Raw genomic sequence first — 25,178 nt, 5'->3', positions numbered from 1 at the left:
CCTTCTTTATTATTCATTACTAGAACAGTATAATTTTACCATATAAAACAACTTTAAAAGCATTTTCCACAACAATTCGTCATAATAAAAAAATTCCTTAGATGAGAGCAATCCAGAAGCTATAAAATGAAATAAAGAAATTTATAGTTTTCTTGCATTTTATAAAGCCGAGAACAATTAGAATGGTCTATCTGCGAGGAGGTCCTTCCCGAATTGAAGAAGTTTCATGGTGGTAAATTACCTTTTGCTTGGAAATCACTCAACTAATAGATTTTGGAGGAGATTAGTATGTTAAAATGCGCTTCGTGTAAAAGAAGGGATTTTTTACATGATGAAGAAGATACAGTTTATTGTTCTATTTGTGCAAGTAGAACATATAAAGCAACTGGAGAGCTATCCCTTGTTAAATGTCCTTATTGCAAAAAGAATACAACAGGAAAAGCCGTCTATTGTAAATGGTGCAATAATTGGATAGCAGATAAGATTTAATCAGACAGCTTGGACGTACTCAGTATCCATGGACACGGGGCATTATTTATAATGCGTATGCTGATACTCCAAGTAAACATGAACCTCTCTCTCGCTCTAATCGTATGCAACTGTGTAAAATCCCAATTTTATCCCGCCTTGATACATTTTAGTTATAGAGATTCATCTTTCTCTGTAGTTGTTAAATAAGTGTTGATTAAATTATATGTATCCCATCACCTGTTACATAAGTGTTTAATAACTATTTTTTACAACACCAATTTGTTTTAAACCATTTTAAATTAATAGAGGCTGAATAAAAGAGGGGATGATTTACCCTTACAACAGGATTATAATGATGCCTAAGCATAAAAATACAGCAGGGAATGGGAATTCTTGAGTAATATAAAAAGAAGCAGTTGGGCCAGATTATGGAATTAAGCTTTTTGATAGATTAGAATAGTTCTATAAGTAGTATCAAGCGTGAAACTGGGAGGGTCGCACCGGTTGTATAAATAAAATAGCAGGACGGTGATTGTAATGAATATATCAGATCTCATTGGAATAGCGGTGTCAATCATTGCTGTAGTAATATCAGTTCTATCACTAAAACAAACTCAACGTTCAATTGAACAAGCAAATAGACCTTATATTGTTGTTTACAGAGATTACATTCAGGTGTTGAGTACAGTACAAGAGTACATAATTATTAAAAACTTTGGAAAGACAGGTGCTGTTATTGACTCTTTAGAATTCAGCCCAAATTATAAGAACTGGAGAGGTAATGACACGTATGAAAATATAAGTAATACCTTTATTGCACCCGGTCAATCTATCTCAACTGTTACTTATTTGGATGCTTTCGGTAAAAGGAATGAAGATGAGGAGAGAAATGGGAGGACAAGGGTTACCATTTCCTATCATAACGGTAAAAATAAATATCAGGAAACGTCAATTTTCAATGAAGAATTGTCTAAGGATATAGCTTTTGCGAAAACTAATCCAACAAAAAGTGATACAATAGAAAAAGTTATCTCGAAGGTAACGCAAGAATTGTTAAGAAGAGGACTTTAAAGTGTTTAAATAAACAAGTAGTCTGTATCAAAAGTGTTTTGACGTGACACAAGTGATATATTTCCTTGATCTAAATTCATGATTACTAACTAAACGTATACATCTAATATCGGCCCATGAGATCAGCTGTATTCAGCAATTAAATGCCAAATAAACAATATTTTTAGCTAACATAAAAAGAGCTCCATCGGATGAGATGGAGCTGCTCCTTGTTGGCTAAAAAGCCACTGCACTTCTTGTACTTAATATTCTATTTTATAATTGGGTGAATTAATTGGGTGAATTGCAAATCAGTATTTCCAAACAATGGTTAATTATATGCATCCACATTACTGCTACTTTAATGCCTTTGTTTCCTGCTTTCTTTTGGCTCTTATTAGCGTACTTTTACTAATGCCAGTAAGCTGCTCTACTTGCTTGTACGAATTATTGTTGAGTAGTACTAAAGCGTGTTCTATTTGCTTTTTATTGAACTTATTCGGTCTTCCTTCTCTAAAGTCCGATTGTTGTTTAGCAATACTTTTTCCCTCTTGGGTACGTTCAACAATCATATCTCTCTCAAACTCTGCAAATGAACTCATAATGTTGAAAATCAGCCGTCCTGTCGGTGTGTCCTCAACCAGTCCCATATTTAGAATGTGAACTTTAACTCCTTTATCGAAAAGCTCTTGTATTGTTTGAATACCATCAACAGTGGAACGTGCAAAGCGATCTAATTTAGTCACCACAAGTGTGTCACCATTTTTCAGTTTAGAAAGAACAGCATTAAATTGTGGTCTATTTCTTTTAGTACCGGTGAACGCCTCTTGATAAACAACTTCACATCCTGCATCCTTTAATTTCTCCACTTGATCCTCGAGAGAATTTCCACTTGTAGCCTGTCCTTTAGTTGAAACCCTAGCAAAACCATACTTCATACTTATTTGCTCCTTTTTCCCGCCCAATTTATGAACCTAAGTTTTGACACAGCTGAATGCCTTGATTTTACTAAATTTTAATAGGAATAAATAACAGTGTCAAAACTTTTAAGTTACGACACATTACCCGCTCCTGTCCCCAAATTCATCCTAACGCCTTCCTATTGCTTTCGCAGCTTAATAGCAGCGCGTTCCCTATCCGCCTAAATGAAGAAAGTGTCTGTATGTATGCACATGCCTAACACCCAGTATCGTTATAAAGGCATTAGCTAGAGGAGTCTTTGAATCTCCCTGCTTCTAATAAAATAATCATGATAAGTAAATGACACTTATTAGCAAAGCCTCAAAATAGTAGTTAGAACTTATAAATTCTATAACAACAAATTGAAAGAAGAGCTGAAGCAGCATGTGATTTGTTTATAGACAGTTTCCTTTTTAATCAATACATAATCTAGCTATAGAAGAATATGTAGACACAAAAACTAAAGATTGTTTCATTTACGCGTAGGATAGACATGGAGCCTCTACGGGCATGACTTCATTGCGAAAGCATGCGGAGGAAAAAAATTCGCAGTCCACTGGATATCGTACCCGCCTCTCCATATAAATCCGATTGGGTTTTGTGGAAACATTCTTGCAGTGGCTCACTTTATATGTGCTATTACCCCCCCCTATACCATCTCACACCGTTCAATTACTTACAAATACAGTCTTTATGGGAGTTGATCACATGAAAGCATCTCAGGAGTTTATAAAGCAATTGGAAGGACTCTATCAAGCTTATGAGAAAGAGGTAAAAGAAAAAGAACTAGAAAAGAATACCGAAAAAACCTACCTTCGTCATGCAGGAACATTTGTCAGATGGTGCAAAGATGATTTTGAGCCTGGTGTAATAAAATCTAATAAATCAAGGTAATAGAGATAATAAAGTGAGTAGTTTAAATATGAGCTTCTCTGTCTAAGGAGCAGCCATAGTTATTGAAGAGGTAAAAAGGCATTAGAACAAATCTATCCAATGCCTTTTACTATCTACTTTATTTCAAATATTCATTTTGTCCATCAAAATAATTTAAAACAATAAAGTTTGCAACTTCATCAATTGAAAAAAATGAAAAACTGTTAGGAAACTTTCTAGCACCAATACATTCATCTTCACTTTCACAATTAGATAAGCACTTTTCTGCATCAATTCCACCAAAATAAAAAATGCCGTTATCTCCTAAAGTTGCATCAAAAAAGCGAAAAAATCGTTTAAGTGCTTTATATTTAAATTACAAATGAACCAGAATAGCCAAAAATGAACAAATTCACCTACGGGCGGGGAACTTTTTCTACACCCTTCTGATGCTACTGTTTATTTCTTAATTTATTATAAGTAACCCACCTTAAACATTTCGCAAAAATATACCCGCTCCTAACTCTTTAAAAAGGAGCGGGTCAATCAAGTTCGGAAAACGTAATCTATATTTATTAATATACTCATTATGTGCTGCAATCGGATTTTATAAGCAAAAAGATAGACTTCATTTTAACTCTTTATTTGATCAAAATGACCATTATAATATACACCAGCGATCTTTTCTAAGACAAAATATTCATTTACATCCCAATAAACCCATTCTGGCATCCCACATTCACAATATACTTCATCAATTAAGACATTCGCACAAGAATCTACTGAGCGAGCATATTTAATTTCACCCGTTTTTCTATGAACGACATAATTACCTTCTGATGCAATACATTCGCATAACACATACACACTAAAAACCTCCTTTTTATGTTGTACATATATATCGTCAAATCAAAGGAGGTGTTCAGTAATTTATTATCTATTTATATCCTAGTACTAAGTCACTTTTAATAACAAAGTTTTCTCAATTAATTCCACCTTATCGAATTTAGACTATAGCCTTCTATGATTTTATAATTTAAATGAAAGAACAACTAACATATCGGAGGGTTTTAAGAAATGAGTGTATTAAGCTTAATGAGTGAAGATGCTAAAAAGTTTATAAAGGGCAAATCATTCATAACAAAAATTGTAACATCTGGTAGTTGGATTGATCACGGAGATAAATCTAAGGGTTGGGTACAATTTACGCCTTCCTTTATTTTTATAATCGGCTTCACAAACAAACCAGTAGTATTTATTTCAGTAGGAGATGATGAACATAATAAATATAAGAATTTACATATTGATGAGCCATCTCCTTTAAAAATTGTAGAATATTTTACAGAACTAGTTTGTTCAATGTTTCCTTCTCTTCATTGGAAACAGCAGAGGGAATTATTACTAGATATCGGAAAAAAGGTCAAAGAGAAATATAGTGATTTTAACTCAGATGTTTTTTTACAAAAATCAAAAACTGATGAGGTAAGAATCACTATAGAATTATCTGGTGAAAGTGAAGTATTTACTGATGTCCAGGTAATAGAAGATTGCATCGAAAAAGAAAGACATATATCTACTGATTAAGATAATTGATTTAGAATGACTTTAGCTTAATAAATCACATAGCCTCCATACATAAGGAACTTATTGGAATAGTGAGTGTAATTTATGTATGAAATGATAATAGAGCGAGACACAACCTTGCTCTATTATCATTTCAGGTACAAACGCCCTATTTTTTTAATGCAATGGGACTGAAGAAGGTGTAAATGTCCAAAAAGTCATATCTAATAAATTTCACTTTATTTTTACAGATTGGTATTTGAATTGGTAAAATTGATTATAGATTATTAATTTTGCTATGATTCGTTCTAACTATCGATAAACCATATTACCGATATATAGAATTAAATGAATAATACGGAAAAAGTGTGATGGAAAATGAAACCGAACGACGAAGAAGTGTCTGAAGAATTTAAAGATAAGGTGGAACAATTTCTTAAAGGATTCCTAAATTATGAGGAACTCTCCCCTGAAAATAAAGCTTTATATGACATCATCGCGGACATTTGTGACGAAGAGGAGGAAAATGAAACATGATCGATGATTTCAAACTTCAAACGCAGCAAACAAATGAACTTTCTACGGAAGTGCAAGAACTTCAAAAGGAAGCACGCGAACATCTAGCAAACTCTAAATCTAAAAATACTAAACGAGCATACGGAACTGACTGGAATCAATTCGAATCATGGTGCCAGGCTCACGCACTAGAGTCCCTTCCAACCGAACCACAAACCCTTGTGTCTTACATAACATTTCTCGGAAGAACAAAAAAAGCAGCGACCATTAAGCGAAAGATGACGGCGATCTCACAACGTCATGAAACAGCTGGATTTAAAAGTCCAACCAAAACAGCTTTGGTAAAGGGTGTTTGGGAAGGGATTCAGCGAAGAATCGGGATTAAAGAAGAAGGGAAAGAAGCGCTTTGGCTACATGAACTACGCCGGGTAATTGAAGTCTTGCCGCAGAATAAATTGATCGGGGTTCGTAATCGCGCTATACTTGTGATTGGTTGGTCAGCAGCATTACGTCGTAGTGAATTGGTCAGTTTAAACATCGAAGATATTTCAAAAACTAGGGACGGATTGATCCTCCAGTTAAATAAAAGTAAAACGGATCAAAAAGGGGAAGGGCATATGATTGCACTCCCATTCGGGAGCAATCCAACCACTTGTCCTGTGAGAAGTTTTGAAGATTGGATTGCGGCAGCTGACATTACGGAAGGTGCATTGTTTCGACGGGTGGATCGGCATGGAAATGTTATGGGACGGTTAACCGATCAATCCGTTCGATTGGTTGTAAAAAAGTGTTGCGAGGATGTTGGATTAGATGCGAAACGCTATGGAGCCCATAGTCTGAGAAGTGGTTTTTGTAGTACAGCTGCAAAGGCTGGGAAGGCTGAGCATCAGATTATGAAGCAAACGAGGCATAAGCGAAGTGATTCGTTGCAACGATATATCAAAAAAGCGAATTTGTTTGATGATAATGCGGCATCGGGAATCGGACTTTAAATAAATAGTACATAAAAACGGCCAATGCTCTTTTAGCATGGCCGTTTTCTTTATTAGATGAACATTTGTTGCATGAAGCCTTTCTTTTGTTCTTTTAGAGCTTCAAGTTTCTGTTCTTCTTTTTTGATGTGTCGATCTATAAGGGAAAAGAATCTCCCTATTTTAGTCTGTTCTTTTAAAGATGGAACATTTATTTCAACACTAAGGAAATCATCTGCATGAATTCTATATTGCCCATATAAAGCTCCTTGTCTATATTTCAACACTTTATTTAAAAAGTTCTTTTGTTGAATTATCAATTCGGAAAACTCGGGAGTAACACCTTCCTTAGTTTTGAAAATCTCATAAACATCTGAAATAACTGCCGTTCCATATTTATTTCTACCAATAGCCCCAACATCTAAATTATTTGAACTATAAATTAAATCATTAAATTCGGTTCTTTTATATTTTTTACTTTTGTTTTTGACCAAGAATTCACGATTATACCTATCTCCTTTTTCTTCAACCCCACCTGTTGAGGTAAATGCCATAAGAGGAGCTTCGATAGTTGGAATTTGTCTCTCATCCCTGATTTCAAACAAATCTCTCAATTGCTTTTCTTCCCATTCTCCCATAAATCCATTAAATCTAAAGCTCGGTTCGTGTTCACCTCGCTGCGGGAACATTTTTTGAAGTAAACCCTTCCTTTGTTCTTTCAATGCTTCAATTTTCGCTTGCTGTTTCTCAACCCGACCGTCAAGGAGAGAGAAAAAGGATGCTATTTTCTTTTGTTCATTTAATGAGGGAAGAATAAATTTAAATCCGCTCAATTCTGATCTATTAATTTTAGGCATACCTGTTCTCATGGAAACCGAAATAGAATATTTTAAAAACCTTGGCGTTAACAATTGTTGAAACAAGAAACCTGGTTCCATAACATTCTTTTTAGCACTAAGAGGATATGCATCGGCACTGCATAAACCTTTAAATTTTGGAAAAACCACTTTACCAAGCTGAGGATTAATCTTTCCATAAATAATATCCTGTTCACCAAAAACATACTTACCACTTATTAAATTTTCTTCCTTAACTAATTTATAATCTAACAATTTACCTGAGTGCTTTTCCATATTTGCCGTTCCTATGTGGGGATAATCAGAATACTTATCGTCCTGAGGATCTATCAACTTTGATTTAATCACAACACAATCATCAAACGCCTTCTTTTCCCACGAATCATTAAACCCTCTAAACCTAAGCTGAGGAGTCTCCATAAAATTACACCCCCAATTCTTTAAAGAATTCTTTTATATCCACATCAATTTCCTCAATCTCTTTGTCTATTTCTTCAATTCTCTTCTTAACCTCAAAAACATCTACTGGCTCTTCTTCTTCAAATGTATCAACATATCTAGGAATATTAAGGTTAAAATCATTTTCTCTTATCTCATCTAAAGTAGCAGCATAAGAATATTTATCAACCGTTTCACGTTTTATATACGTATTAACAATCTTTTCAACATCTTCATCACGTAAATAGTTTTGATTTTTTCCTTTTTCAAATGCTTTTGACGCATCAATAAACAATACATTTTCATCTACTTCACGACATTTTTTAAACACTAGAATACACGTCGGAATAGTAGTACCATAAAAAACATTAGCGGGAAGTCCTATTACAGCATCTAAATAGTTCTTCTCTTCAATAAGATATTTTCTTATAACTCCTTCTGCAGCACTACGGAATAGAACTCCATGAGGTAATACTACGGCCATTGTTCCATTATCATCTAACTGATGAATCATATGTTGAACAAATGCATAATCTGCTTTTGATTTTGGCGCTAATTTTCCATAGGCACTAAAACGCTCATCATCCAAATACTTCGAATCTCCACTCCACTTAGAGCTATAAGGGGGATTTGCAACCACTGCTTCAAAACGCATATCTACATGGTATGGTTCTCTAAGTGTATTAGCATTCTTAATATCAAAATTCTGATACGACACATCATGTAACAGCATATTCATTCGAGCCAAATTATAGGTAGTCGCTGTTAATTCTTGACCGTAGAATTTACGCACATTCGCTTCTTTGGCAACACGTAAAAGTAATGAACCCGAACCACACGTTGGATCATAAACGCTCTTTATATCCGACTTTCCAGCTGTAACAATCTTAGCTATTATTCTTGATACTTGTTGAGGTGTATAGAATTCTCCAGCCTTTTTTCCTGCACTTGCTGCAAACTGCGAAATCATATATTCATAAGCATCACCAAGCACATCAATATCTACATCATCATGAAGGAATGGAATATCACTGATACTCGCCATAATTTTAGCAATCAATCTTGAGCGTGACTTTACATCACGGCCCAGTTTCGAAGATGCTAAGTCCATATCATCAAACAAGTTCTGAAAATCTTCTTGACTTTCTGCTCCAAAAGTTGATTCTGTAATAGCATTCACTGCGTTTTGCAGCATTTCTGTATCAAACTTACCCTGATCACCTTTTCCAATCTCTTTAATCATATTTGAAAATAGATATTCAGGTTCAATAACATAACCGATTTGTTGAATTAGCTCTTCTGCTAATGCTTCTCTATATTCTTCATCTTTCCACGCCTCTTCAAATGATACATCATCTTCTTCTAACAACTTAGCAACTCGGTATTCCGTCTTTTCCGATAAATAACGATAGAAAATCAAACCAAGGATATAATTTTTAAATTCATATGCTTCCATTTGTCCTCGTAAATCATTTGCCATATTCCATAACTTTTTATGTAACTCAGCTTGTTGCTGGCGCTGCTTTTCAGTTAATGTCATTTAACTTCCTCCTTAAGATAGTTGATTGATAATTGTTTGATTAACAGTTCTTCTAACTTCAACCTTTCATTGATTAAACGTTTTTTTCGTTCAAGTACTCTATTCATGTTGCCAATCATTTTTTGCTTGTTAACTGTCGGTAATTGTAAATTTAACTCTCGAAGCATTTTAATAGAAAGAGCTGCCACCACCGTTCCCTGGGTAGCAATTCGTAATTGCTTTCGACATGAAGGATGTTCATTGATGAACCACTCTAAGTAAGTTACATCTACAGTACTATCAAAAGGTTCAATAATAGCAAAATTAGAAGGGACTAACTTACCCGTATGTTCTTTCCGAACAGCTACAGCTTGGTGAGACTGTAAATTAATAAGCACCATACCTTCTTTTGTTGTAGGTAATTCATGGTATCTTTCCTTTAGCACATAAACATCTTGAGGCTTTTCTTTACTACGGTAGTATTCTACACCAAGGCTTTCGTTCATCTCTTTCATCGTATATAAGGCCACCTTTATTGATTCATCAGAAGGAGCCTCTTTTATCCGAGAGAGAAATGACCCCTGTGATACATCAGCATAATTTTGTAATAACAATACCACACCTCTTTCTTTGCAATTTTTTAAAATAGCATTGGTAACTCGAGTGATTTAAGCATAATAAAAAATAGCAGGAAAAGCAAATGTTTTTCTGCTATTTTTAAAAATAACAATCAATTATAACGTTTTGTATGTTCAAAAATATAAGTTATGATTCGTTGTAACAGCTTCTTCTTCTTTAAAAAAGGTAGCTTAATTGTATCGCTGATTTCTTGATTATCAATAACACCACTGTACTCGTATTCTTCAATAAATGACTGAAGTTGTTCCTGTGGAATATCAAATGCCTTAGCAAAAGTCTCAATTTCCTTTAAACGCTCTTGTTGCTCAAATTCATAATATGCATCATCTACAGAGTCCTGGTTCGACATAGTAGGAACGACTTTGTGTAAGAAATTTTTAATCAAACCCACCTTCAAACGAAGTTCTTCATTATCTGCGCGATCTAATTCTTTCTCGATCAAATCAACCGTCTTTTCACGTTCTTCTTCATCATCAAAGTTAATATTACGGATTAGATTCATAATGTAGCTAACATTGATACGGTCTGTGTGCATCAATTCTAATGAGAAGTCTACGTTAGCTAAAATGGATTCTTTAGCATCACTATTCTTCGTTTCATCATAAATGCGAAGATACTTACTCTTATAATCCTGGTAGGTTTGTTGTCCAATGCCTAGTTTATCTGGATCAAACTCAAAATCTGTAAAGGTCTGAAGCCTCACTAGATTTTTCGTTAATTCACGAAAACTAACAATAAACATGTGTTTATCTTCTTCTCTTTCCAAGCCATCAACAGATGCAGGAGAATCCGCAAGTTCCTTTACCTTCAAAAGTGCTGCTTTAAACTGTGCCAGGTAGTCTTCATAACTTTTCATCAATACGTCATCAACCGTATCTGTCTGCGAATATAAACGAATAGCATCATCCGTATTTTCTTTTAAGTTGCGATAACAAACAACATTTCCATAAGGTTTCGTTGCCTTATCCACACGATTTGTTCGTGAATATGCTTGAACTAATGTATGGTATTTCAGGTTTCGGTCCACGTACAGTGTATTTAACTTTTTACTATCAAATCCTGTTAAAAACATATCAACGACAAGGAGAATATCGATTTGAGCTGTTTTAACACCTTTAGACACATCTTTAAAATAACTAGGAAACTTGTCCGTTGAAAAGTTCTTATCAAACATTTTATTGTAATCCTTCATCATACGCTCTAAAGCGTCGCGTGAATGCTCTTCACGGTTTTCATTATCTTCATTCGGATCAAACGTAAAAATACCTGCAATTCTTAAATTGTGATCCATTTTTTTGAATATATCGTAATACTTAATAAGCATTGGAATACTCTGAACCGTAAATATACCCGTATATCCCTTACTTTTTGCTCTTCTCTCATGCGTATCAATGATATTCTTAGCGACAAGTTCTAACCGTTCCTCATCTAGCCATACCTCATCTGTATCTATCCCTTGTACGCGTGTTTTATCTTCTTCATCAAAGTCAATATTGACTGTTTTAATATACTCTACCGAAAACCCTAATACATTTCCGTCATGAATCGCATCTTTAATCAAATATGTGTGTAAACACTTTTCAAATAAATCAGCTGTCACTCGTCCATCTTGACTCTTATTCACTTCAAAGCGAGGTGTACCCGTAAAGCCAAAATACTGAGCCTGTTTAAAATGTTTAGAGATCTCCTTATGCATTTCACCAAACTGACTACGATGACACTCATCAATAATGAAAATTACACGTTCATCTTGATATTGATCCATGATTTTCTCATATTTTTTATTCTTTACTGCATTCGCCATCTTTTGAATGGTAGTTAAAATAAGAGGCTTTGTCATATCTGAAATTTGCTTTACTAAATTATCAGTCTTATCTGTTTCATCAACCGAGTCCGGCTCAAACTTATTAAACTCTTCCATTGTCTGAGAGTCTAAGTCTTTGCGATCCACTAGGAAAAATACTTTTGTTATATCTGGTTGATTAGCAAGGATTTGACTTGCTTTAAATGAAGTAAGTGTCTTACCTGAACCAGTCGTATGCCAAATATAACCGTTGTTCCTGGAGTCCAAAGCTCTCTTAATTAGTGCTTCTACAGCAAACACTTGATAAGGTCTCATGACCATTAAATTCTTTTCTGTTTCATTTAAAACCATAAATCGCGCGATCATCTTTGCTATATGACACTTCTCTAAAAAACTCTCTGTGAAGTCACTCAAGTTGGTTATACGGTTATTTTCTGAATCGGACCAATAAAATGTATGGCCAAATAAAATATCACCATCCGAGTTTGCAAAATACTTCGTATCCACTCCATTACTAACGACATATATCTGAAGGAACCTAAATAAACCCTTAAATGAATGTTTACGATAACGTTGAATCTGATTAAATGCCTCTTTAAAGTCCAAACCTCTACGCTTCAATTCTACCTGTACAACTGGTAACCCATTGATCAAAATAGTCACATCATAACGGTTCTTATACTTACCTTCCATTGTCGTTTGGTTAGTTACTTGAAAGATATTTTTACACCAATCACGCGTATTAAAAAGCTCCAGGTAAACCTCCGTACCATCACCACGTTGAAACACTTGTTTATCTCTTAAGAGCTTTGCTGTTTCAAATATACTCTTACCACTCAGTTGAGTTAAAAACCGACTGAATTCTTCATCCGTTAACGGCTGACCTTCTAATTTCTTTTTATTAAATCTATTTAATTGAGTCCTAAAATTTTGAACTAGTGCATCTTCAGCTTTTATCGTAACCTGTTCATATTGCTGTCGAACAAGCTGCTTAATCATGTTTTTTTCGAGCTGTGCTTCGGACTGATATGACATAGAACTCCCTCCACTCCTAAAAAAGCACTATTATAATAATTCCATCTTATCATTAAACACCTTAATACAGTACCTTTTTATATCCTTTTTAGCTACTAAGTAGTTTAATAAATAGTTAATTCATTAAAGCCATTGAGATGCACACCTCTGACATAGCGCTACCAATTGACAAAAAGTGTATCCAAGAATCATTTCCCATTTTCCTTATATTTAAAATAGTCTAATTTAAATCATCTAAAGTAGACTATTCGAATTAAAAATTTTAAAAATGGCTTTGTATAAAATATCATTTTAAAAAATTAAAACCTATCTCCCCTCCCCATTGAACTAAAATGGGACTGTTTAGCTATGTAATAAAAATAGTTAAGTCGATATAAAAATTTTAGTACATCTTTTTAGAACGATAGTCTTACTTAGTCTATCTGAAAACCAACCATTAATAATTTCGAATTTACTTAAAAGCATGAATTAAAATTATATAAAATGAACACTTTTTTACGTTATAAGCTACAAATTAACAACAATAATATTCGTATTTTAAAATATGGGAAAGAAATTGCTGGAATCTATGCTGTGACTAATTTTATAACTACTTATAAATTGATAAAAAGATGGATAATAAATTAATAATTATTATCCATCTCATTATACAACCCATTATTCAGCTTATTCTCATACTAAAGTAGAGATTTGAAATATGACATATTAATATAAAGCGGGTAAAAAATGAGGATCGTCTTGTTAATAAAACGCTTCCTTTTACGTAAGCCTCCTCTTTAATTGGAAAACAATACCAATCATTGAATGATCCAGGGCAGAATAATTTACTAAGAATCTAGAAGAAATTTAAAAAGCTAGTAGTTATTTCAGTTATACCTACTAGCTTTTTAAAAAATTTTAGGTTAATGTAAGTGCTCCTTTCATAACCTTTTATTATGGATTACACCATTTCTATAATTGACTAATAACGATGTCGTTCTCTAGTCAGTCTCCAGCATCTCAATTATTTCTTGGTGGTGTTTAGCAAGTTCATCTTCCGTCATTGTTTGTTGTGAGCCCTTATCGTCATACCATTCAGGTAAATCATCCTCTTTATCATTCTGATTTAGGTAACCCTCAAATTTAGGGCCAAATAATGTTTCAGGCCTAAGATATTGGTTCATTTTTCTGTTATGAAGCCAATCTTCTGATTTAATATCTATCACCTTCTTAAAGTCATCCAAACTAAACCCTTCTTCCCATCGTAACTGAATAATACTTATAGTATCGTCTGAGGTAGGGCTGTAGTTTTTACTTGTTACATAATTGAGATAGTTTACTATATCGCTAAAGGGGGGATCTTCTTTTTCTTCTTTTTCTTCTTTTTCTTCTTTTTCTTCCCCATAGTCTCTATATAGGGTATCTATACTGTATCCATACTGTTGTACTTTTGATAAAAAGAGGTTTATGAAGGATTTATCTTTCACTTCTCTTAACTCTTTTTCTATACATTTTTTTACTGGTGGGCTGTGACTCATATTATATTTTGCCCAATTTACGATCATTACTTCTTTAGTTGTTTCGTTGTAAAGAATCTTTCCATAATTTATAAACCTATTTAAAAGATACTCAATTTCTTCTTTACCAAAGTCTGTTTCGTTTTCTATTACCTTCTTAGGTAACTCATAAATCCCACATTGAGTAGTTTTACTATTGGTTAAAAGATATAGGAAAAAATATTTTTCTTCACGTGTTAAGTCCATAACAAATCCATCTGTCCAAAAGTCCACGAAAACTTGCCTATATTTAGCCAAATTTATAACTCCTCTCTAGATAGAAAACTCTTATTTATGTTATCTATCGTTTTTACATTATCTTTAGAAGGATTATTAGCCTTTAAAACAACCTTTCCTATTTTAGATAATTCAAGATATATGACTATTTCTTAATTTCAATATTTAACCCCTCCATCCATTCTATTTAATAATTCTTTTAGTCCTAAAAAAAAGCACCGGAACAGAACCTGTGTACACAGGTAGCTGCTCCGGTGCTTCCGGCCGCAAGGACTTTAGTAACTTATTAAACAAGCCACTATATAAAGAAAAGCATGTAAATTAACAAGGGAAAAAACGGTAAAATTATGCTAAAACAAAAATTCTTCTTAATTTACGATATAAATATACTAAATGAAATTTTTGCTGTCTATTACAAGGGAAAAATATTTTTTCTTCTTAATATGTTTTTCTTTAAATTAATACAAGATTTTAGATATTCCAGCACAATTAGCGAGTGATACTCATACGTGAAGAAATCGAACTATTGGATTTGTAAATAATTCACAGTACTTAATTAGTGTGTTCTAAGGTCACATTCATTTGCTACATAAAAGACATTAAAAAATCATTAAACACATTCAAATAGTTGCCGATTTATATGAATACACAATTTAAAGGGAGGTATGTTTGTGTATATTTTAGTAAATCGAAGTGCTATTGCAGGGGAGTATATTCAACATGTGGAAACAGGAAGAATTGAATGCGCTTCTTGGGTAAATAATGATGGATCAGTTGTTGTAAATGAGTTATTTTCCCTGGAGACTTATGATTTTGATTTAGAAGAATGGAACTTTGGTGAATATGTAGTATTAGAGCAAATAGCGAATAGATATTTCAATCCATTAGAATAAACTTAGGGGGGAGAGAAATTGTTATTATAGAGAATCACCTGATTTTACTGGTAACATAAACAATATTAAGAAACCCTTTCAGTAAAAGGAAATGGGTTTCTTTCTTATTCCAAATTAATTATAAAAGCTATCCAACCTCACTATGAAGACTCACAAAATAGTCGCCATTTTCCATACAGCATATAATTGACATTATACGCTGTAACCACTTCCACTAAAACTCACTCTTGCTAAATTGTTGCGTCAATTGTTGAATAACCTCTTCTGTCTACATAATATTAAGTTCATCTTCAAAACCTTCTACTAATCTTTATTAAATAAGCACTCTAGTAATGGAACAGAATCTCCAAACTGAGGTTTTAATTTAAAATGTTCTTTTTTCACTACGCAAGCTGTCTGATTGCATCAAATACATTATCTGAAGTAGTATGGCACTACAATCTCATCATTTGTCATTATTTCCCTCTTTTTTAGCTTCTTCTTCGTTCTCTTTTCCTGATCTCTCCTTTTTCATTTCATGATCTGTCATCCCTCCTTGAATACTATTCATAATACGGAATTGCGTCAAAATGTAATTCGATTTCTTTTTTTAAAGCCTCTTGTCGAGTTGCGGTTTTTCCATAACCATGCAATTTATTTTTCTATCATCCATATTAATCACCTTTGTAGTTATTTTTAATATTCAACCCCCATAAGACAAAGGAGGGTTTGTTATTTTTAACACAATTAGTTGATACCCTGCATTTTTAAAATAAACGCAAAAGTCATGTTAGTTTTTAAATTTCGGTAATGTTTGATTTCATCAATACTCATATCAGTTCTAAAAGTGTGATTATGTCCTCTGTTTTTTAATTTGCATTTATACCTTCTCATTTAACCCAACATGTTTCTTTAACCGATAAGTGTACTTTTGCTAATAACGGTAATTGCATAACTACTCCTACCGGCAAGAGGATGGGCTCATCCATCTAGATATTTTAAACGGTTCCCGGTTAATACCTGGGATGATCTTCTCACTTATGCAGGACTGGAAAATCATCAGCAGTACCGTAAGAGAATCTTATTTTCCGCTTTTAAAAGGTTAGAGGATCCGTTTGGCAAACTACTTGCCTATTCCCAAATTAAGAAAAGCCTTTATGCGAGAGCAATTTATCGATTTGGCAACTGGGAAACATTTTTAAAGGAATATGCTAAATTCAAGAATGAGAAAAACTAAGTCATTTTAAAGAAGTCTTTATTTCACAGTAATAGTCTACTTCGTATCACATACAATAGACATAATTTGTTTTTAACTTCCAAATATGATAATCTTTAAAACAAGAAGAGCAGTGGCTCCGTATAGGAGTGAAGAAATAACCCTTAACCCACCCTATATTATAAAGAGGGTGGGTTAATCATTATTACCAACTTCTTTCTAAATTCCCAAAATGACTATCTCCTTTTGTTCCCACACTCTATGATTTTTCATGAATCAACTAAATGAACTTTTATCATCTATTCTCGAACTCACGATATTAGCAAGATATTCATATTATGTACTCTAGCATCTACCTATCTCCTTTTCGAAGTTTACCTTGTTCTAAAGTTTGTGTTGGTCCCCATCATCTAGCTAATCACCGTTCAATTAAATCCCTAACTATAGAAATAGCAGAACGAGCAGAACGCTCTAAATTAGTGACGACTAGACTATCTCCTGATTCTTGTTTCTTAAAAAGTTCCTGAAATTGAGAACAGTCAGAAGAATGTAGACATGTCCATCTATATAACCTTTACGTCTTTTGTAATATTTTATAATGCCATTTTGTTTTAAATAGATTATAATGTGACTAAACATTCCCACTATTTCATTCCACACAAAAATCCATATTAGGAGGTCCACTTTATATGCCAATCGAAGCAGCTGATTCAATGATGATTGCTTACAGAAAGCTCTATATAATAGAGACCAGTTTACGTTATGTAATTCAGGAGCGTATGTTAGAAGAATATGGCCCACATTGGGAGTTTAGAGCATCTTTGCAGTATCTAAAACGCCCTTCAAAGTCTTTTCACGATATGAATCTTCATGAACTATTAAATTACTTTAACACCTATCCACCACTTCAAAAGATTTTCACCGCAAAACAAAAAGTCCAACTTAGTCACTTAACTTCAATTAGGAATAAAATTGCTCACTGCAAGAAACTTGATAATAAAGAAGCACAATTTTTAAGCGAGTTAGAATTATGTGTAAAAAAAGTAATAAATAGCAAAATTTTATCTACTTTCTAATTTGGTTTTCAATACGTTAGAACTGCGCATGTGGAAACAAACTAACCTATCGATCCAATAATAAACCTTAAGCATACTTCTTAAACATGATGAGTCTATAATCTGATCCAATCTATACCTTTTCTATTTGAATACATATACTCTTTCCAACAATGATTATGCAATCTTAATATTGAAAATACTCTATGCCCAATCTTGAATGGAATCCCCTCCTACTTCCATATCTCGACATTCGAAGACCTTGCTTTACAACAATCCATTCAAATTTTTAATTTTATTTTTCACATGTTTTTTGGAATACAATTAGTACTCGATGAAAAATTTATATATTTATTGTTGCTTTATGACATTTTGTATTCTATAATAGCGTTAGAAAATAAATACACAAACAAACGTTCTTTACAGTTTTGCGAGGAGGAGCACTCCCGACTGTGAGACCGTCTTAGGTGAACTCTGTTCATTTATAGATGGTTTCCTTTCGGTGAGTGCTTTTTTATTTTTCTACTAATTTTTGATTTAGATGCTTTCAGGAGGTAATTGTAATGCAACAAAAACTATCAGCAAACGTGATAATTCAAATTCCTTCAGACTCTGTACTCATCTCAAAAGTCGAGTTACAAGAATTGAGGCAACAACAACTAACAGGTGTTTATTGGTCCATGAAAGACCTTGAAAAGAGAATTAATCACAAAAATGAATGGATTAAAGAAAACATTCTATATCCTTCTAAATTCAGAAAAATTCTTGACGTTCAAAATGGTGGATTTGTAAAATATCCAGAATCAAAAGGAGATAAATGGTCATTCCAATCCTCAAAGATGGCAAAGTTCTTAGATGACAACTTTCATGAGATATTTAAGGATTAAGACTGAAATGATAATCTGCATGCAATTTGTTTTAAAACTACAAAAATCTGCTGTTCAAAATTTTACCTAGATTCTCTTAAAAGGTAAGATATGAAAATAAATAAATCATAGAGGTGAATCAGAAAATGGCGAGCATTCGAAAAAGAGGACAAACTTGGGGATATGCGGTTAGCCACACAGTAAACGGCAAAACACAACAGTACACAAAGAGTGGGTTTAAAACAAAAAAAGAAGCTAAATTATCAGCTATTGAAAGTAAACTGAAACAAGGAAAAGTTCCTTACTTTATAAAAAGATCATCTAACAAGAAATTATTGAACATTGAAAATAGTGAATTAGTAGTAAAAGAAGTTAAGAAAAGAATCAATAATGAGTCAGATTACTATTTATTCCTTTTGGGCTTAACTACAGGAATTCGTCATGGAGAGTTAGTTGATCTTATCTTACAGGATTTTGACTTTACAATTGAAAAGTCGCAGTAATTATAACTTAGAAACAAGTCTGCTATACGCAATCTGAGTCGCCTGTAGTTACAAATGGATTCCAGGCAACTTATTAAAAATATTAGCTGTCTATTATAAAGAGTTCGTTAAAATTCCGACGATAGGTGAAGAAGAGGAGATGATACAATGGCAAGTTACCAGAAAAGGGGTAATAAGTGGCAATATACAATTAGCCGTGGAAAAGAAAAGCCTATTAGAAAGGGCGGTTTTAGTAAAAAAGCAGAAGCAGTAGCAGCTGCTACAGAAATGGAAGCAAAGATATTTAGGGGTATTGTTCCTCATTTAACACCAGTTCCAATTGATGAGTATTTTGATAACTGGGTAGAGCTATACAAAAAAAATTCAAGTGACGCAACGTTAAGACATTATAGATACACTTCTGAACGTATAAAAGAACATTTCGGTAGTAAGCCTTTACAAGACATAACTGCAAATGACTATCAAGAATTTCTGAACGAGTTTGGATCTAACAAGTCAAAAGAATCAGTGAGTAAGCTACATGGTCATATTCGTGCTTGTGTTCAAGATGCAAAGGATGAACATATAGTACCTCGGGACTTTACGAGAAAAGCCCAATTACATTACACTGTTTCTGCTAAGAGGAATAAAGATAAACACTTAAATCTTCTTGATAGTGAATTACTATTTAAAACATTGCTAAGTAAACTTAATAATAGTGATCTAGGCTACCATTTACTATTATTAGACTTAGAAACTGGCTTACGCTTCGAAGAACTTGTTGGGCTCACATTTGGAGATTTTGATTTTAAAAATAACACCGTTAATGTGGACAAGGTATGGGGTTACACCAATAGAATGAAAAGAGGATTTGGTTTAACAAAAGGCAATAAAGATAGAAGTATAAATTCAGATAGAGTAATTTATGTAACGAAAGAATTAATGGATGTATTTAAAGAATTATTTAAAATCATTCCTGATAACAAAAATCACTTGGTGTTTTATAATGCCAAATCTCAATATAAAGTCATTACCAACAACCATGCAAATGATTTGTTGAAAGAAGTACTACTAGAACTTCAAATCAAACCACTAATCTCTGTTCATGGACTAAGACACACGCACGGGAGTGTGCTATTACATAAAGGTACCACATTACAGTATGTAAGCGAACGTCTTGGGCATCTTGATATTGAGACCACTTATAGAAAATACATTCACCTTACAAAAGAAGGACGAGAAGCAGACAAAAAAATTACAATAAAGACATTTGAAGATATGTATAATAAAGATTAATTAGATAAAGAGATGTGTCCAAAGCTTATCAAGGGTTATTAACTTGATAAGCTTTTTCTTACTCGATGTATGCATGACATCCTATTACCATACTTTATATTTAAGTTTTAGGTTCATGTTTGTTAGATCTATTTAATAAAGTTTGATTACATTTCTTTGTGTAAAATCTTGTGTAAAAATTTAATACAATGTGTAAAATCCTGTGCAAAAAATAATCGTTTCCTATCTTATTTGAACGTAACTCAAAAAAATAAAAAACTCACAAACATTGGTATATCAACATTTGCGAGTTTCGAAAAGTCTTTAAAAGTAACGTAATTTAGTTAGAAGTACCGGTGGTCGGGGTCGAACCGACACTCCAGAAGGAACACGATTTTGAGTCGTGCGCGTCTGCCAATTCCGCCACACCGGCAAATACTTATGGAGGCGGCAACCGGATTCGAACCGGTGATAAAGGTTTTGCAGACCTCTGCCTTACCACTTGGCTATGCCGCCGATATAATGGAGCGGAAGACGGGATTCGAACCCGCGACCCCCACCTTGGCAAGGTGGTGTTCTACCACTGAACTACTTCCGCAATATGAATGGCTGGGCCAGCTGGATTCGAACCAGCGCATCACGGGATCAAAACCCGATGCCTTACCGCTTGGCTATGGCCCAATAGTTTATAGATAAACTAAAAGGGCGACCGGTGGGAATCGAACCCACGAGTGCCGGAGCCACAATCCGGTGCGTTAACCACTTCGCCACGACCGCCATATGATTTTCAGTGAAATTGAAAATGGCAGGGGTAGTAGGAATCGAACCCACATCAAAGGTTTTGGAGACCTTCGTTTTACCATTAAACTATACCCCTACTTAAATTATTAAAATGGTGGAGGGAGTAGGACTCGAACCTACGAACCCGATGGGAGCGGATTTACAGTCCGCCGCGTTTGGCCAACTTCGCTATCCCTCCATATTATGATATGAACTGGTGCCGGCCAGAGGACTTGAACCCCCAACCTACTGATTACAAGTCAGTTGCTCTACCAATTGAGCTAGACCGGCTAAGAATGGTGGCTCGGGACGGAATCGAACCGCCGACACACGGATTTTCAGTCCGTTGCTCTACCGACTGAGCTACCGAGCCTATGTAACAGTTTATGATATTACTTATTACTTATTTAAACAACTATGTTAATGGCGGTCCGGACGGGACTCGAACCCGCGACCTCCTGCGTGACAGGCAGGCATTCTAACCAACTGAACTACCGGACCAGAGATTTTTTACAAAGTAAAAATATCTTAATTGGTTGCACCCTAAGAGTACTACTGATCTCATCTTCCGCTGAAGTGTCTCAACGTAGTTACGATGAATAATTTGGTTGCGGGGGCAAGATTTGAACTTGCGACCTTCGGGTTATGAGCCCGACGAGCTACCAGACTGCTCCACCCCGCGATGTTGCAAAAGCTATATTAGCTTCTGTGATATGAAGTTCTTTAATGGTGGAGGATGGCGGGCTCGAACCACCGACCCCCTGCTTGTAAGGCAGGTGCTCTCCCAGCTGAGCTAATCCTCCAATTGATATGTTTATATGGTGACCCGTACGGGATTCGAACCCGTGTTACCGCCGTGAAAGGGCGGTGTCTTAACCACTTGACCAACGGGCCTAGCTTTTATGGCGGAGAGCGAGGGATTCGAACCCTCGAGACCGCGGTAGCGGCCTACACGATTTCCAATCGTGCTCCTTCGACCACTCGGACAGCTCTCCAATGGCTCCACCGGTAGGATTCGAACCTACGACCGATCGGTTAACAGCCGATTGCTCTACCACTGAGCTACGGTGGAATAATATAATTAGTTTTGCAATATACCATTCATTGAGCTAGAGTGGTATTTCTAAAACTGCCTAGCAGCGTCCTACTCTCGCAGGGGAAAAACCCCAACTACCATCGGCGCTGGAGAGCTTAACTTCTGTGTTCGGAATGGGAACAGGTGTGACCTCTCCGCCCTCGCCACCAGACAGATCTTAATTTCAGTGACAACAAATATTATATCTTGTTTTCACAAAAAATCAAGAGGGAATTTTAAAAAATACCTTAAAAACTAGATAAGAAGTGAATCAAGATGACGTTAGCGTTAGTGCGGCTAGCTCCAACTCCCAGGTCCTCGCCGTCATAAGCATAATCCCTTCCGTGGCATAACCGCCACTACAGGTATTCTGCTTATGCGGTCGGACCTAACCGGTCGTCTCCGCTTTTGGTTTTAAGTTAAGTCCTCGATTGATTAGTATCCGTCAGCTGCACGTGTCACCACGCTTCCACCTCGGACCTATCTACCTCATCGTCTCTGAGGAATCTTACTCATTTCAAATGATGGGAAATCTCATCTAGAGGTGGGCTTCATGCTTAGATGCTTTCAGCACTTATCCCTTCCACACGTAGCTACCCAGCTATGCTCCTGGCGGAACAACTGGTACACCAGCGGTGTGTCCATCCCGGTCCTCTCGTACTAAGGACAGCTCCTCTCAAATTTCCAACGCCCACGACGGATAGGGACCGAACTGTCTCACGACGTTCTGAACCCAGCTCGCGTACCGCTTTAATGGGCGAACAGCCCAACCCTTGGGACCGACTACAGCCCCAGGATGCGATGAGCCGACATCGAGGTGCCAAACCTCCCCGTCGATGTGGACTCTTGGGGGAGATAAGCCTGTTATCCCCGGGGTAGCTTTTATCCGTTGAGCGACGGCCCTTCCATTCGGCACCGCCGGATCACTAAGCCCGACTTTCGTCCCTGCTCGACTTGTAGGTCTCGCAGTCAAGCTCCCTTCTGCCTTTACACTCTGCGAATGATTTCCAACCATTCTGAGGGAACCTTTGGGCGCCTCCGTTACTCTTTAGGAGGCGACCGCCCCAGTCAAACTGCCCACCTGACACTGTCTCCGAACCGGATCACGGTTCTGGGTTAGAATGTCCGTACAGCCAGGGTGGTATCCCACCGATGCCTCCACCGAAGCTAGCGCTCCGGTTTCCAAGGCTCCCACCTATCCTGTACAAGCTGTACCAACATTCAATATCAGGCTACAGTAAAGCTCCACGGGGTCTTTCCGTCCTGTCGCGGGTAATGCGCATCTTCACGCATAGTATAATTTCACCGGGTCTCTCGTTGAGACAGTGCCCAAGTCGTTGCACCTTTCGTGCGGGTCGGAACTTACCCGACAAGGAATTTCGCTACCTTAGGACCGTTATAGTTACGGCCGCCGTTTACTGGGGCTTCGGTTCTAAGCTTCGTCCCGAAGGACTAACTCGTCCCCTTAACCTTCCAGCACCGGGCAGGTGTCAGCCCCTATACTTCGCCTTTCGGCTTCGCAGAGACCTGTGTTTTTGATAAACAGTCGCTTGGGCCTTTTCACTGCGGCTCATCCAGACCGAAGCCTGAACGAGCACCCCTTCTCCCGAAGTTACGGGGTNGCCGCCGTTTACTGGGGCTTCGGTTCTAAGCTTCGTCCCGAAGGACTAACTCGTCCCCTTAACCTTCCAGCACCGGGCAGGTGTCAGCCCCTATACTTCGCCTTTCGGCTTCGCAGAGACCTGTGTTTTTGATAAACAGTCGCTTGGGCCTTTTCACTGCGGCTCATCCAGACCGAAGCCTGAACGAGCACCCCTTCTCCCGAAGTTACGGGGTCATTTTGCCGAGTTCCTTAACGAGAGTTATCCCGCTCACCTTAGGATTCTCTCCTCGCCTACCTGTGTCGGTTTGCGGTACGGGCACCCACATCCTCACTAGAGGCTTTTCTTGGCAGTGTGAAATCAGGAACTTCGGTACTCGATTTCCCTCCCCATCACAGCTTGAGCTTACGTTGTGCGGATTTACCTACACAACACTCTCACTGCTTGGACGTGCATATCCAACAGCACGCTTTCCTTATCCTACTGCGTCACCCCATTGCTCAAACAGATGTAAGGTGGTACAGGAATGTCAACCTGTTTTCCATCGCCTNTCACTAGAGGCTTTTCTTGGCAGTGTGAAATCAGGAACTTCGGTACTCAATTTCCCTCCCCATCACAGCTTGAGCTTACGTTGTGCGGATTTACCTACACAACACTCTCACTGCTTGGACGTGCATATCCAACAGCACGCTTTCCTTATCCTACTGCGTCACCCCATTGCTTAAACAGATGTAAGGTGGTACAGGAATGTCAACCTGTTTTCCATCGCCTACGCCTTTCGGCCTCGGCTTAGGTCCCGACTAACCCTGAGCGGACGAGCCTTCCTCAGGAAACCTTAGGCTTTCGGTGGACAAGATTCTCACTTGTCTTTCGTTACTCATACCGGCATTCTCACTTCTAAGCGCTCCACCAGTTCTTTCGATCTGACTTCACAGCCCTTAGAACGCTCTCCTACCATTGTACCTACGGTACAATCCGCAGCTTCGGTGATACGTTTAGCCCCGGTATATTTTCGGCGCAGAGTCACTCGACCAGTGAGCTATTACGCACTCTTTAAATGATGGCTGCTTCTAAGCCAACATCCTGGTTGTCTAAGCAACTCCACATCCTTTTCCACTTAACGTATACTTAGGGACCTTAGCTGGCGGTCTGGGCTGTTTCCCTCTCGACTATGAACCTTATCACCCATAGTCTGACTCCCAAGACGAAGTTGTTGGCATTCGGAGTTTGACTGAATTCGGTAACCCGATGAGGGCCCCTAGTCCAATCAGTGCTCTACCTCCAAAACTCTTATCTTGAGGCTAGCCCTAAAGCTATTTCGGAGAGAACCAGCTATCTCCGTGTTCGATTGGCATTTCACCGCTACCCACACCTCATCCCCGCACTTTTCAACGTACGTGGGTTCGGGCCTCCAGTAAGTGTTACCTTACCTTCACCCTGGACATGGGTAGGTCACACGGTTTCGGGTCTACGACCACATACTAAAAA

18 protein-coding genes, 15 tRNA genes and 2 rRNA genes are annotated in these 25,178 nt (G+C 36.5%); 11 read left to right on the top strand and 24 right to left on the bottom strand.

Annotated features, from left to right (window positions below):
* Positions 1 to 328 precede the first annotated feature (328 nt).
* Both GH754_RS10285 and GH754_RS10280 read left to right on the top strand, forming a co-directional pair.
* Positions 329 to 475 (top strand): hypothetical protein, encoded by a 147-nt coding sequence (locus tag GH754_RS10285; protein ID WP_153728627.1) that lies wholly within the window; start codon positions 329 to 331, stop codon positions 473 to 475.
* Positions 476 to 1,008: 533 nt separating this feature from the next.
* Positions 1,009 to 1,542, top strand: a complete 534-nt coding sequence (locus GH754_RS10280) for a hypothetical protein (RefSeq protein WP_153728626.1) — start codon at positions 1,009 to 1,011, stop codon at positions 1,540 to 1,542.
* 335 nt (positions 1,543 to 1,877) lie between these two features.
* On the opposite strand, the gene GH754_RS10275 is transcribed toward GH754_RS10280, so the two are convergent.
* The gene (locus GH754_RS10275; protein WP_153728625.1) at positions 1,878 to 2,459 is read right to left on the bottom strand and encodes a recombinase family protein; all 582 of its coding nucleotides are present in this window, start codon (positions 2,457 to 2,459) and stop codon (positions 1,878 to 1,880) included.
* Between the two features lie 730 nt (positions 2,460 to 3,189).
* Between GH754_RS10275 and GH754_RS10270 the strand changes: the two genes are divergently transcribed.
* Positions 3,190 to 3,375 (top strand): hypothetical protein, encoded by a 186-nt coding sequence (locus GH754_RS10270; protein ID WP_153728624.1) that lies wholly within the window; start codon positions 3,190 to 3,192, stop codon positions 3,373 to 3,375.
* Between the two features lie 612 nt (positions 3,376 to 3,987).
* On the opposite strand, the gene GH754_RS10265 is transcribed toward GH754_RS10270, so the two are convergent.
* The gene (locus GH754_RS10265; protein ID WP_153728623.1) at positions 3,988 to 4,221 is read right to left on the bottom strand and encodes a hypothetical protein; all 234 of its coding nucleotides are present in this window, start codon (positions 4,219 to 4,221) and stop codon (positions 3,988 to 3,990) included.
* A gap of 210 nt (positions 4,222 to 4,431) precedes the next feature.
* On the opposite strand from GH754_RS10265, the gene GH754_RS10260 reads away from it, so the two are divergent.
* The 3 genes from GH754_RS10260 (at position 4,432) to GH754_RS10250 (ending at position 6,425) form a co-directional block, all read left to right on the top strand.
* Positions 4,432 to 4,938 (top strand): hypothetical protein, encoded by a 507-nt coding sequence (locus GH754_RS10260; RefSeq protein WP_153728622.1) that lies wholly within the window; start codon positions 4,432 to 4,434, stop codon positions 4,936 to 4,938.
* Between the two features lie 357 nt (positions 4,939 to 5,295).
* Positions 5,296 to 5,454 (top strand): hypothetical protein, encoded by a 159-nt coding sequence (locus tag GH754_RS10255; RefSeq protein ID WP_153728621.1) that lies wholly within the window; start codon positions 5,296 to 5,298, stop codon positions 5,452 to 5,454.
* On the top strand, positions 5,451 to 6,425 hold the full coding sequence (locus GH754_RS10250; RefSeq protein WP_153728620.1) for a site-specific integrase: 975 nt from the start codon (positions 5,451 to 5,453) through the stop codon (positions 6,423 to 6,425). The genes GH754_RS10255 and GH754_RS10250 overlap by 4 nt, the downstream gene beginning before the upstream one ends.
* Before the next feature lie 53 nt (positions 6,426 to 6,478).
* On the opposite strand, the gene GH754_RS10245 is transcribed toward GH754_RS10250, so the two are convergent.
* From GH754_RS10245 to GH754_RS10225, 5 genes are all read right to left on the bottom strand, one after another.
* Complete coding sequence (locus tag GH754_RS10245) at positions 6,479 to 7,681, bottom strand: restriction endonuclease subunit S (protein WP_153728619.1); 1,203 nt, start codon at positions 7,679 to 7,681, stop codon at positions 6,479 to 6,481.
* Between the two features lie 4 nt (positions 7,682 to 7,685).
* Positions 7,686 to 9,239 carry a type I restriction-modification system subunit M gene (locus GH754_RS10240; protein WP_153728618.1) on the bottom strand — a complete coding sequence of 518 codons (1,554 nt, stop codon included), beginning with the start codon at positions 9,237 to 9,239 and terminating at the stop codon, positions 7,686 to 7,688.
* Positions 9,236 to 9,832, bottom strand: coding sequence for a restriction endonuclease subunit S domain-containing protein (locus GH754_RS10235; RefSeq protein ID WP_153728617.1), 597 nt, complete (start codon positions 9,830 to 9,832; stop codon positions 9,236 to 9,238). The genes GH754_RS10240 and GH754_RS10235 overlap by 4 nt, the downstream gene beginning before the upstream one ends.
* 116 nt (positions 9,833 to 9,948) lie before the next feature.
* Positions 9,949 to 12,696 (bottom strand): type I restriction endonuclease subunit R, encoded by a 2,748-nt coding sequence (locus tag GH754_RS10230; RefSeq protein WP_153728616.1) that lies wholly within the window; start codon positions 12,694 to 12,696, stop codon positions 9,949 to 9,951.
* A gap of 980 nt (positions 12,697 to 13,676) precedes the next feature.
* Positions 13,677 to 14,489 carry a conserved phage C-terminal domain-containing protein gene (locus tag GH754_RS10225; protein ID WP_153728615.1) on the bottom strand — a complete coding sequence of 271 codons (813 nt, stop codon included), beginning with the start codon at positions 14,487 to 14,489 and terminating at the stop codon, positions 13,677 to 13,679.
* A 650-nt stretch (positions 14,490 to 15,139) separates the two neighbouring features.
* Between GH754_RS10225 and GH754_RS10220 the strand changes: the two genes are divergently transcribed.
* From GH754_RS10220 to GH754_RS10200, 5 genes are all read left to right on the top strand, one after another.
* A complete protein-coding gene (locus GH754_RS10220) occupies positions 15,140 to 15,361 on the top strand; it encodes a hypothetical protein (RefSeq protein ID WP_153728614.1) in 222 nt (73 codons plus the stop codon).
* Positions 15,362 to 17,245: 1,884 nt separating this feature from the next.
* On the top strand, positions 17,246 to 17,632 hold the full coding sequence (locus GH754_RS10215) for a Swt1 family HEPN domain-containing protein (RefSeq protein WP_153728613.1): 387 nt from the start codon (positions 17,246 to 17,248) through the stop codon (positions 17,630 to 17,632).
* A 542-nt stretch (positions 17,633 to 18,174) separates the two neighbouring features.
* On the top strand, positions 18,175 to 18,498 hold the full coding sequence (locus tag GH754_RS10210; protein WP_153728612.1) for a DUF771 domain-containing protein: 324 nt from the start codon (positions 18,175 to 18,177) through the stop codon (positions 18,496 to 18,498).
* Between the two features lie 125 nt (positions 18,499 to 18,623).
* A complete protein-coding gene (locus tag GH754_RS10205; protein ID WP_153728611.1) occupies positions 18,624 to 18,980 on the top strand; it encodes an Arm DNA-binding domain-containing protein in 357 nt (118 codons plus the stop codon).
* Between the two features lie 147 nt (positions 18,981 to 19,127).
* On the top strand, positions 19,128 to 20,255 hold the full coding sequence (locus GH754_RS10200) for a tyrosine-type recombinase/integrase (protein ID WP_153728610.1): 1,128 nt from the start codon (positions 19,128 to 19,130) through the stop codon (positions 20,253 to 20,255).
* Positions 20,256 to 20,585: 330 nt separating this feature from the next.
* Here the strand turns inward: GH754_RS10200 and GH754_RS10195 are convergent.
* The 17 genes from GH754_RS10195 to GH754_RS19440 form a co-directional block, all read right to left on the bottom strand.
* Positions 20,586 to 20,667: transfer RNA gene (locus GH754_RS10195), tRNA-Leu, on the bottom strand.
* Positions 20,668 to 20,676: 9 nt separating this feature from the next.
* Positions 20,677 to 20,750 (bottom strand) — tRNA-Cys (locus GH754_RS10190).
* 7 nt (positions 20,751 to 20,757) lie between these two features.
* Positions 20,758 to 20,832 (bottom strand) — tRNA-Gly (locus GH754_RS10185).
* A gap of 8 nt (positions 20,833 to 20,840) precedes the next feature.
* Positions 20,841 to 20,915: transfer RNA gene (locus GH754_RS10180), tRNA-Gln, on the bottom strand.
* A gap of 23 nt (positions 20,916 to 20,938) precedes the next feature.
* Positions 20,939 to 21,011, bottom strand: a tRNA-His gene (locus GH754_RS10175).
* A 26-nt stretch (positions 21,012 to 21,037) separates the two neighbouring features.
* Positions 21,038 to 21,111 (bottom strand) — tRNA-Trp (locus tag GH754_RS10170).
* A gap of 16 nt (positions 21,112 to 21,127) precedes the next feature.
* A tRNA-Tyr gene (locus tag GH754_RS10165) sits at positions 21,128 to 21,213 on the bottom strand.
* Positions 21,214 to 21,229: 16 nt separating this feature from the next.
* Positions 21,230 to 21,305, bottom strand: a tRNA-Thr gene (locus GH754_RS10160).
* Between the two features lie 6 nt (positions 21,306 to 21,311).
* Positions 21,312 to 21,387: transfer RNA gene (locus tag GH754_RS10155), tRNA-Phe, on the bottom strand.
* Positions 21,388 to 21,438: 51 nt separating this feature from the next.
* Positions 21,439 to 21,515 (bottom strand) — tRNA-Asp (locus GH754_RS10150).
* 104 nt (positions 21,516 to 21,619) lie between these two features.
* Positions 21,620 to 21,696 (bottom strand) — tRNA-Met (locus GH754_RS10145).
* A 45-nt stretch (positions 21,697 to 21,741) separates the two neighbouring features.
* A tRNA-Val gene (locus tag GH754_RS10140) sits at positions 21,742 to 21,817 on the bottom strand.
* A 16-nt stretch (positions 21,818 to 21,833) separates the two neighbouring features.
* A tRNA-Glu gene (locus GH754_RS10135) sits at positions 21,834 to 21,908 on the bottom strand.
* Between the two features lie 9 nt (positions 21,909 to 21,917).
* Positions 21,918 to 22,009 (bottom strand) — tRNA-Ser (locus GH754_RS10130).
* Between the two features lie 2 nt (positions 22,010 to 22,011).
* Positions 22,012 to 22,086, bottom strand: a tRNA-Asn gene (locus GH754_RS10125).
* 59 nt (positions 22,087 to 22,145) lie between these two features.
* Positions 22,146 to 22,261: ribosomal RNA gene (gene rrf, locus GH754_RS10120) — 5S ribosomal RNA — on the bottom strand.
* Positions 22,262 to 22,504: 243 nt separating this feature from the next.
* Positions 22,505 to 25,178, bottom strand: a 23S ribosomal RNA gene (locus GH754_RS19440); the annotation flags it as partial.

The sequence above is a fragment of the Salinibacillus xinjiangensis genome (genome assembly GCF_009649735.1).
Taxonomy (GTDB): Bacteria; Bacillota; Bacilli; order Bacillales; family Alkalibacillaceae; genus Salinibacillus; species Salinibacillus xinjiangensis.
The sequence above is the reverse complement of the archived record's forward strand: the minus strand, read 5'-3'. Positions and strand labels throughout refer to the sequence as shown.

Bases quoted from the DNA above. Each gene is read 5' to 3' on its own strand.
- GH754_RS10285 (WP_153728627.1), top strand. From the start codon at position 329: ATGATGAAGAAGATACAGTTTATTGTTCTATTTGTGCAAGTAGAACAT.
- GH754_RS10280 (WP_153728626.1), top strand. From the start codon at position 1,009: ATGAATATATCAGATCTCATTGGAATAGCGGTGTCAATCATTGCTGTA.
- GH754_RS10275 (WP_153728625.1), bottom strand. From the start codon at position 2,459: ATGAAGTATGGTTTTGCTAGGGTTTCAACTAAAGGACAGGCTACAAGT.
- GH754_RS10270 (WP_153728624.1), top strand. From the start codon at position 3,190: ATGAAAGCATCTCAGGAGTTTATAAAGCAATTGGAAGGACTCTATCAA.
- GH754_RS10260 (WP_153728622.1), top strand. From the start codon at position 4,432: ATGAGTGTATTAAGCTTAATGAGTGAAGATGCTAAAAAGTTTATAAAG.
- GH754_RS10255 (WP_153728621.1), top strand. From the start codon at position 5,296: ATGAAACCGAACGACGAAGAAGTGTCTGAAGAATTTAAAGATAAGGTG.
- GH754_RS10250 (WP_153728620.1), top strand. From the start codon at position 5,451: ATGATCGATGATTTCAAACTTCAAACGCAGCAAACAAATGAACTTTCT.
- GH754_RS10245 (WP_153728619.1), bottom strand. From the start codon at position 7,681: ATGGAGACTCCTCAGCTTAGGTTTAGAGGGTTTAATGATTCGTGGGAA.
- GH754_RS10240 (WP_153728618.1), bottom strand. From the start codon at position 9,239: ATGACATTAACTGAAAAGCAGCGCCAGCAACAAGCTGAGTTACATAAA.
- GH754_RS10230 (WP_153728616.1), bottom strand. From the start codon at position 12,696: ATGTCATATCAGTCCGAAGCACAGCTCGAAAAAAACATGATTAAGCAG.
- GH754_RS10215 (WP_153728613.1), top strand. From the start codon at position 17,246: ATGCCAATCGAAGCAGCTGATTCAATGATGATTGCTTACAGAAAGCTC.
- GH754_RS10210 (WP_153728612.1), top strand. From the start codon at position 18,175: ATGCAACAAAAACTATCAGCAAACGTGATAATTCAAATTCCTTCAGAC.
- GH754_RS10205 (WP_153728611.1), top strand. From the start codon at position 18,624: ATGGCGAGCATTCGAAAAAGAGGACAAACTTGGGGATATGCGGTTAGC.
- GH754_RS10200 (WP_153728610.1), top strand. From the start codon at position 19,128: ATGGCAAGTTACCAGAAAAGGGGTAATAAGTGGCAATATACAATTAGC.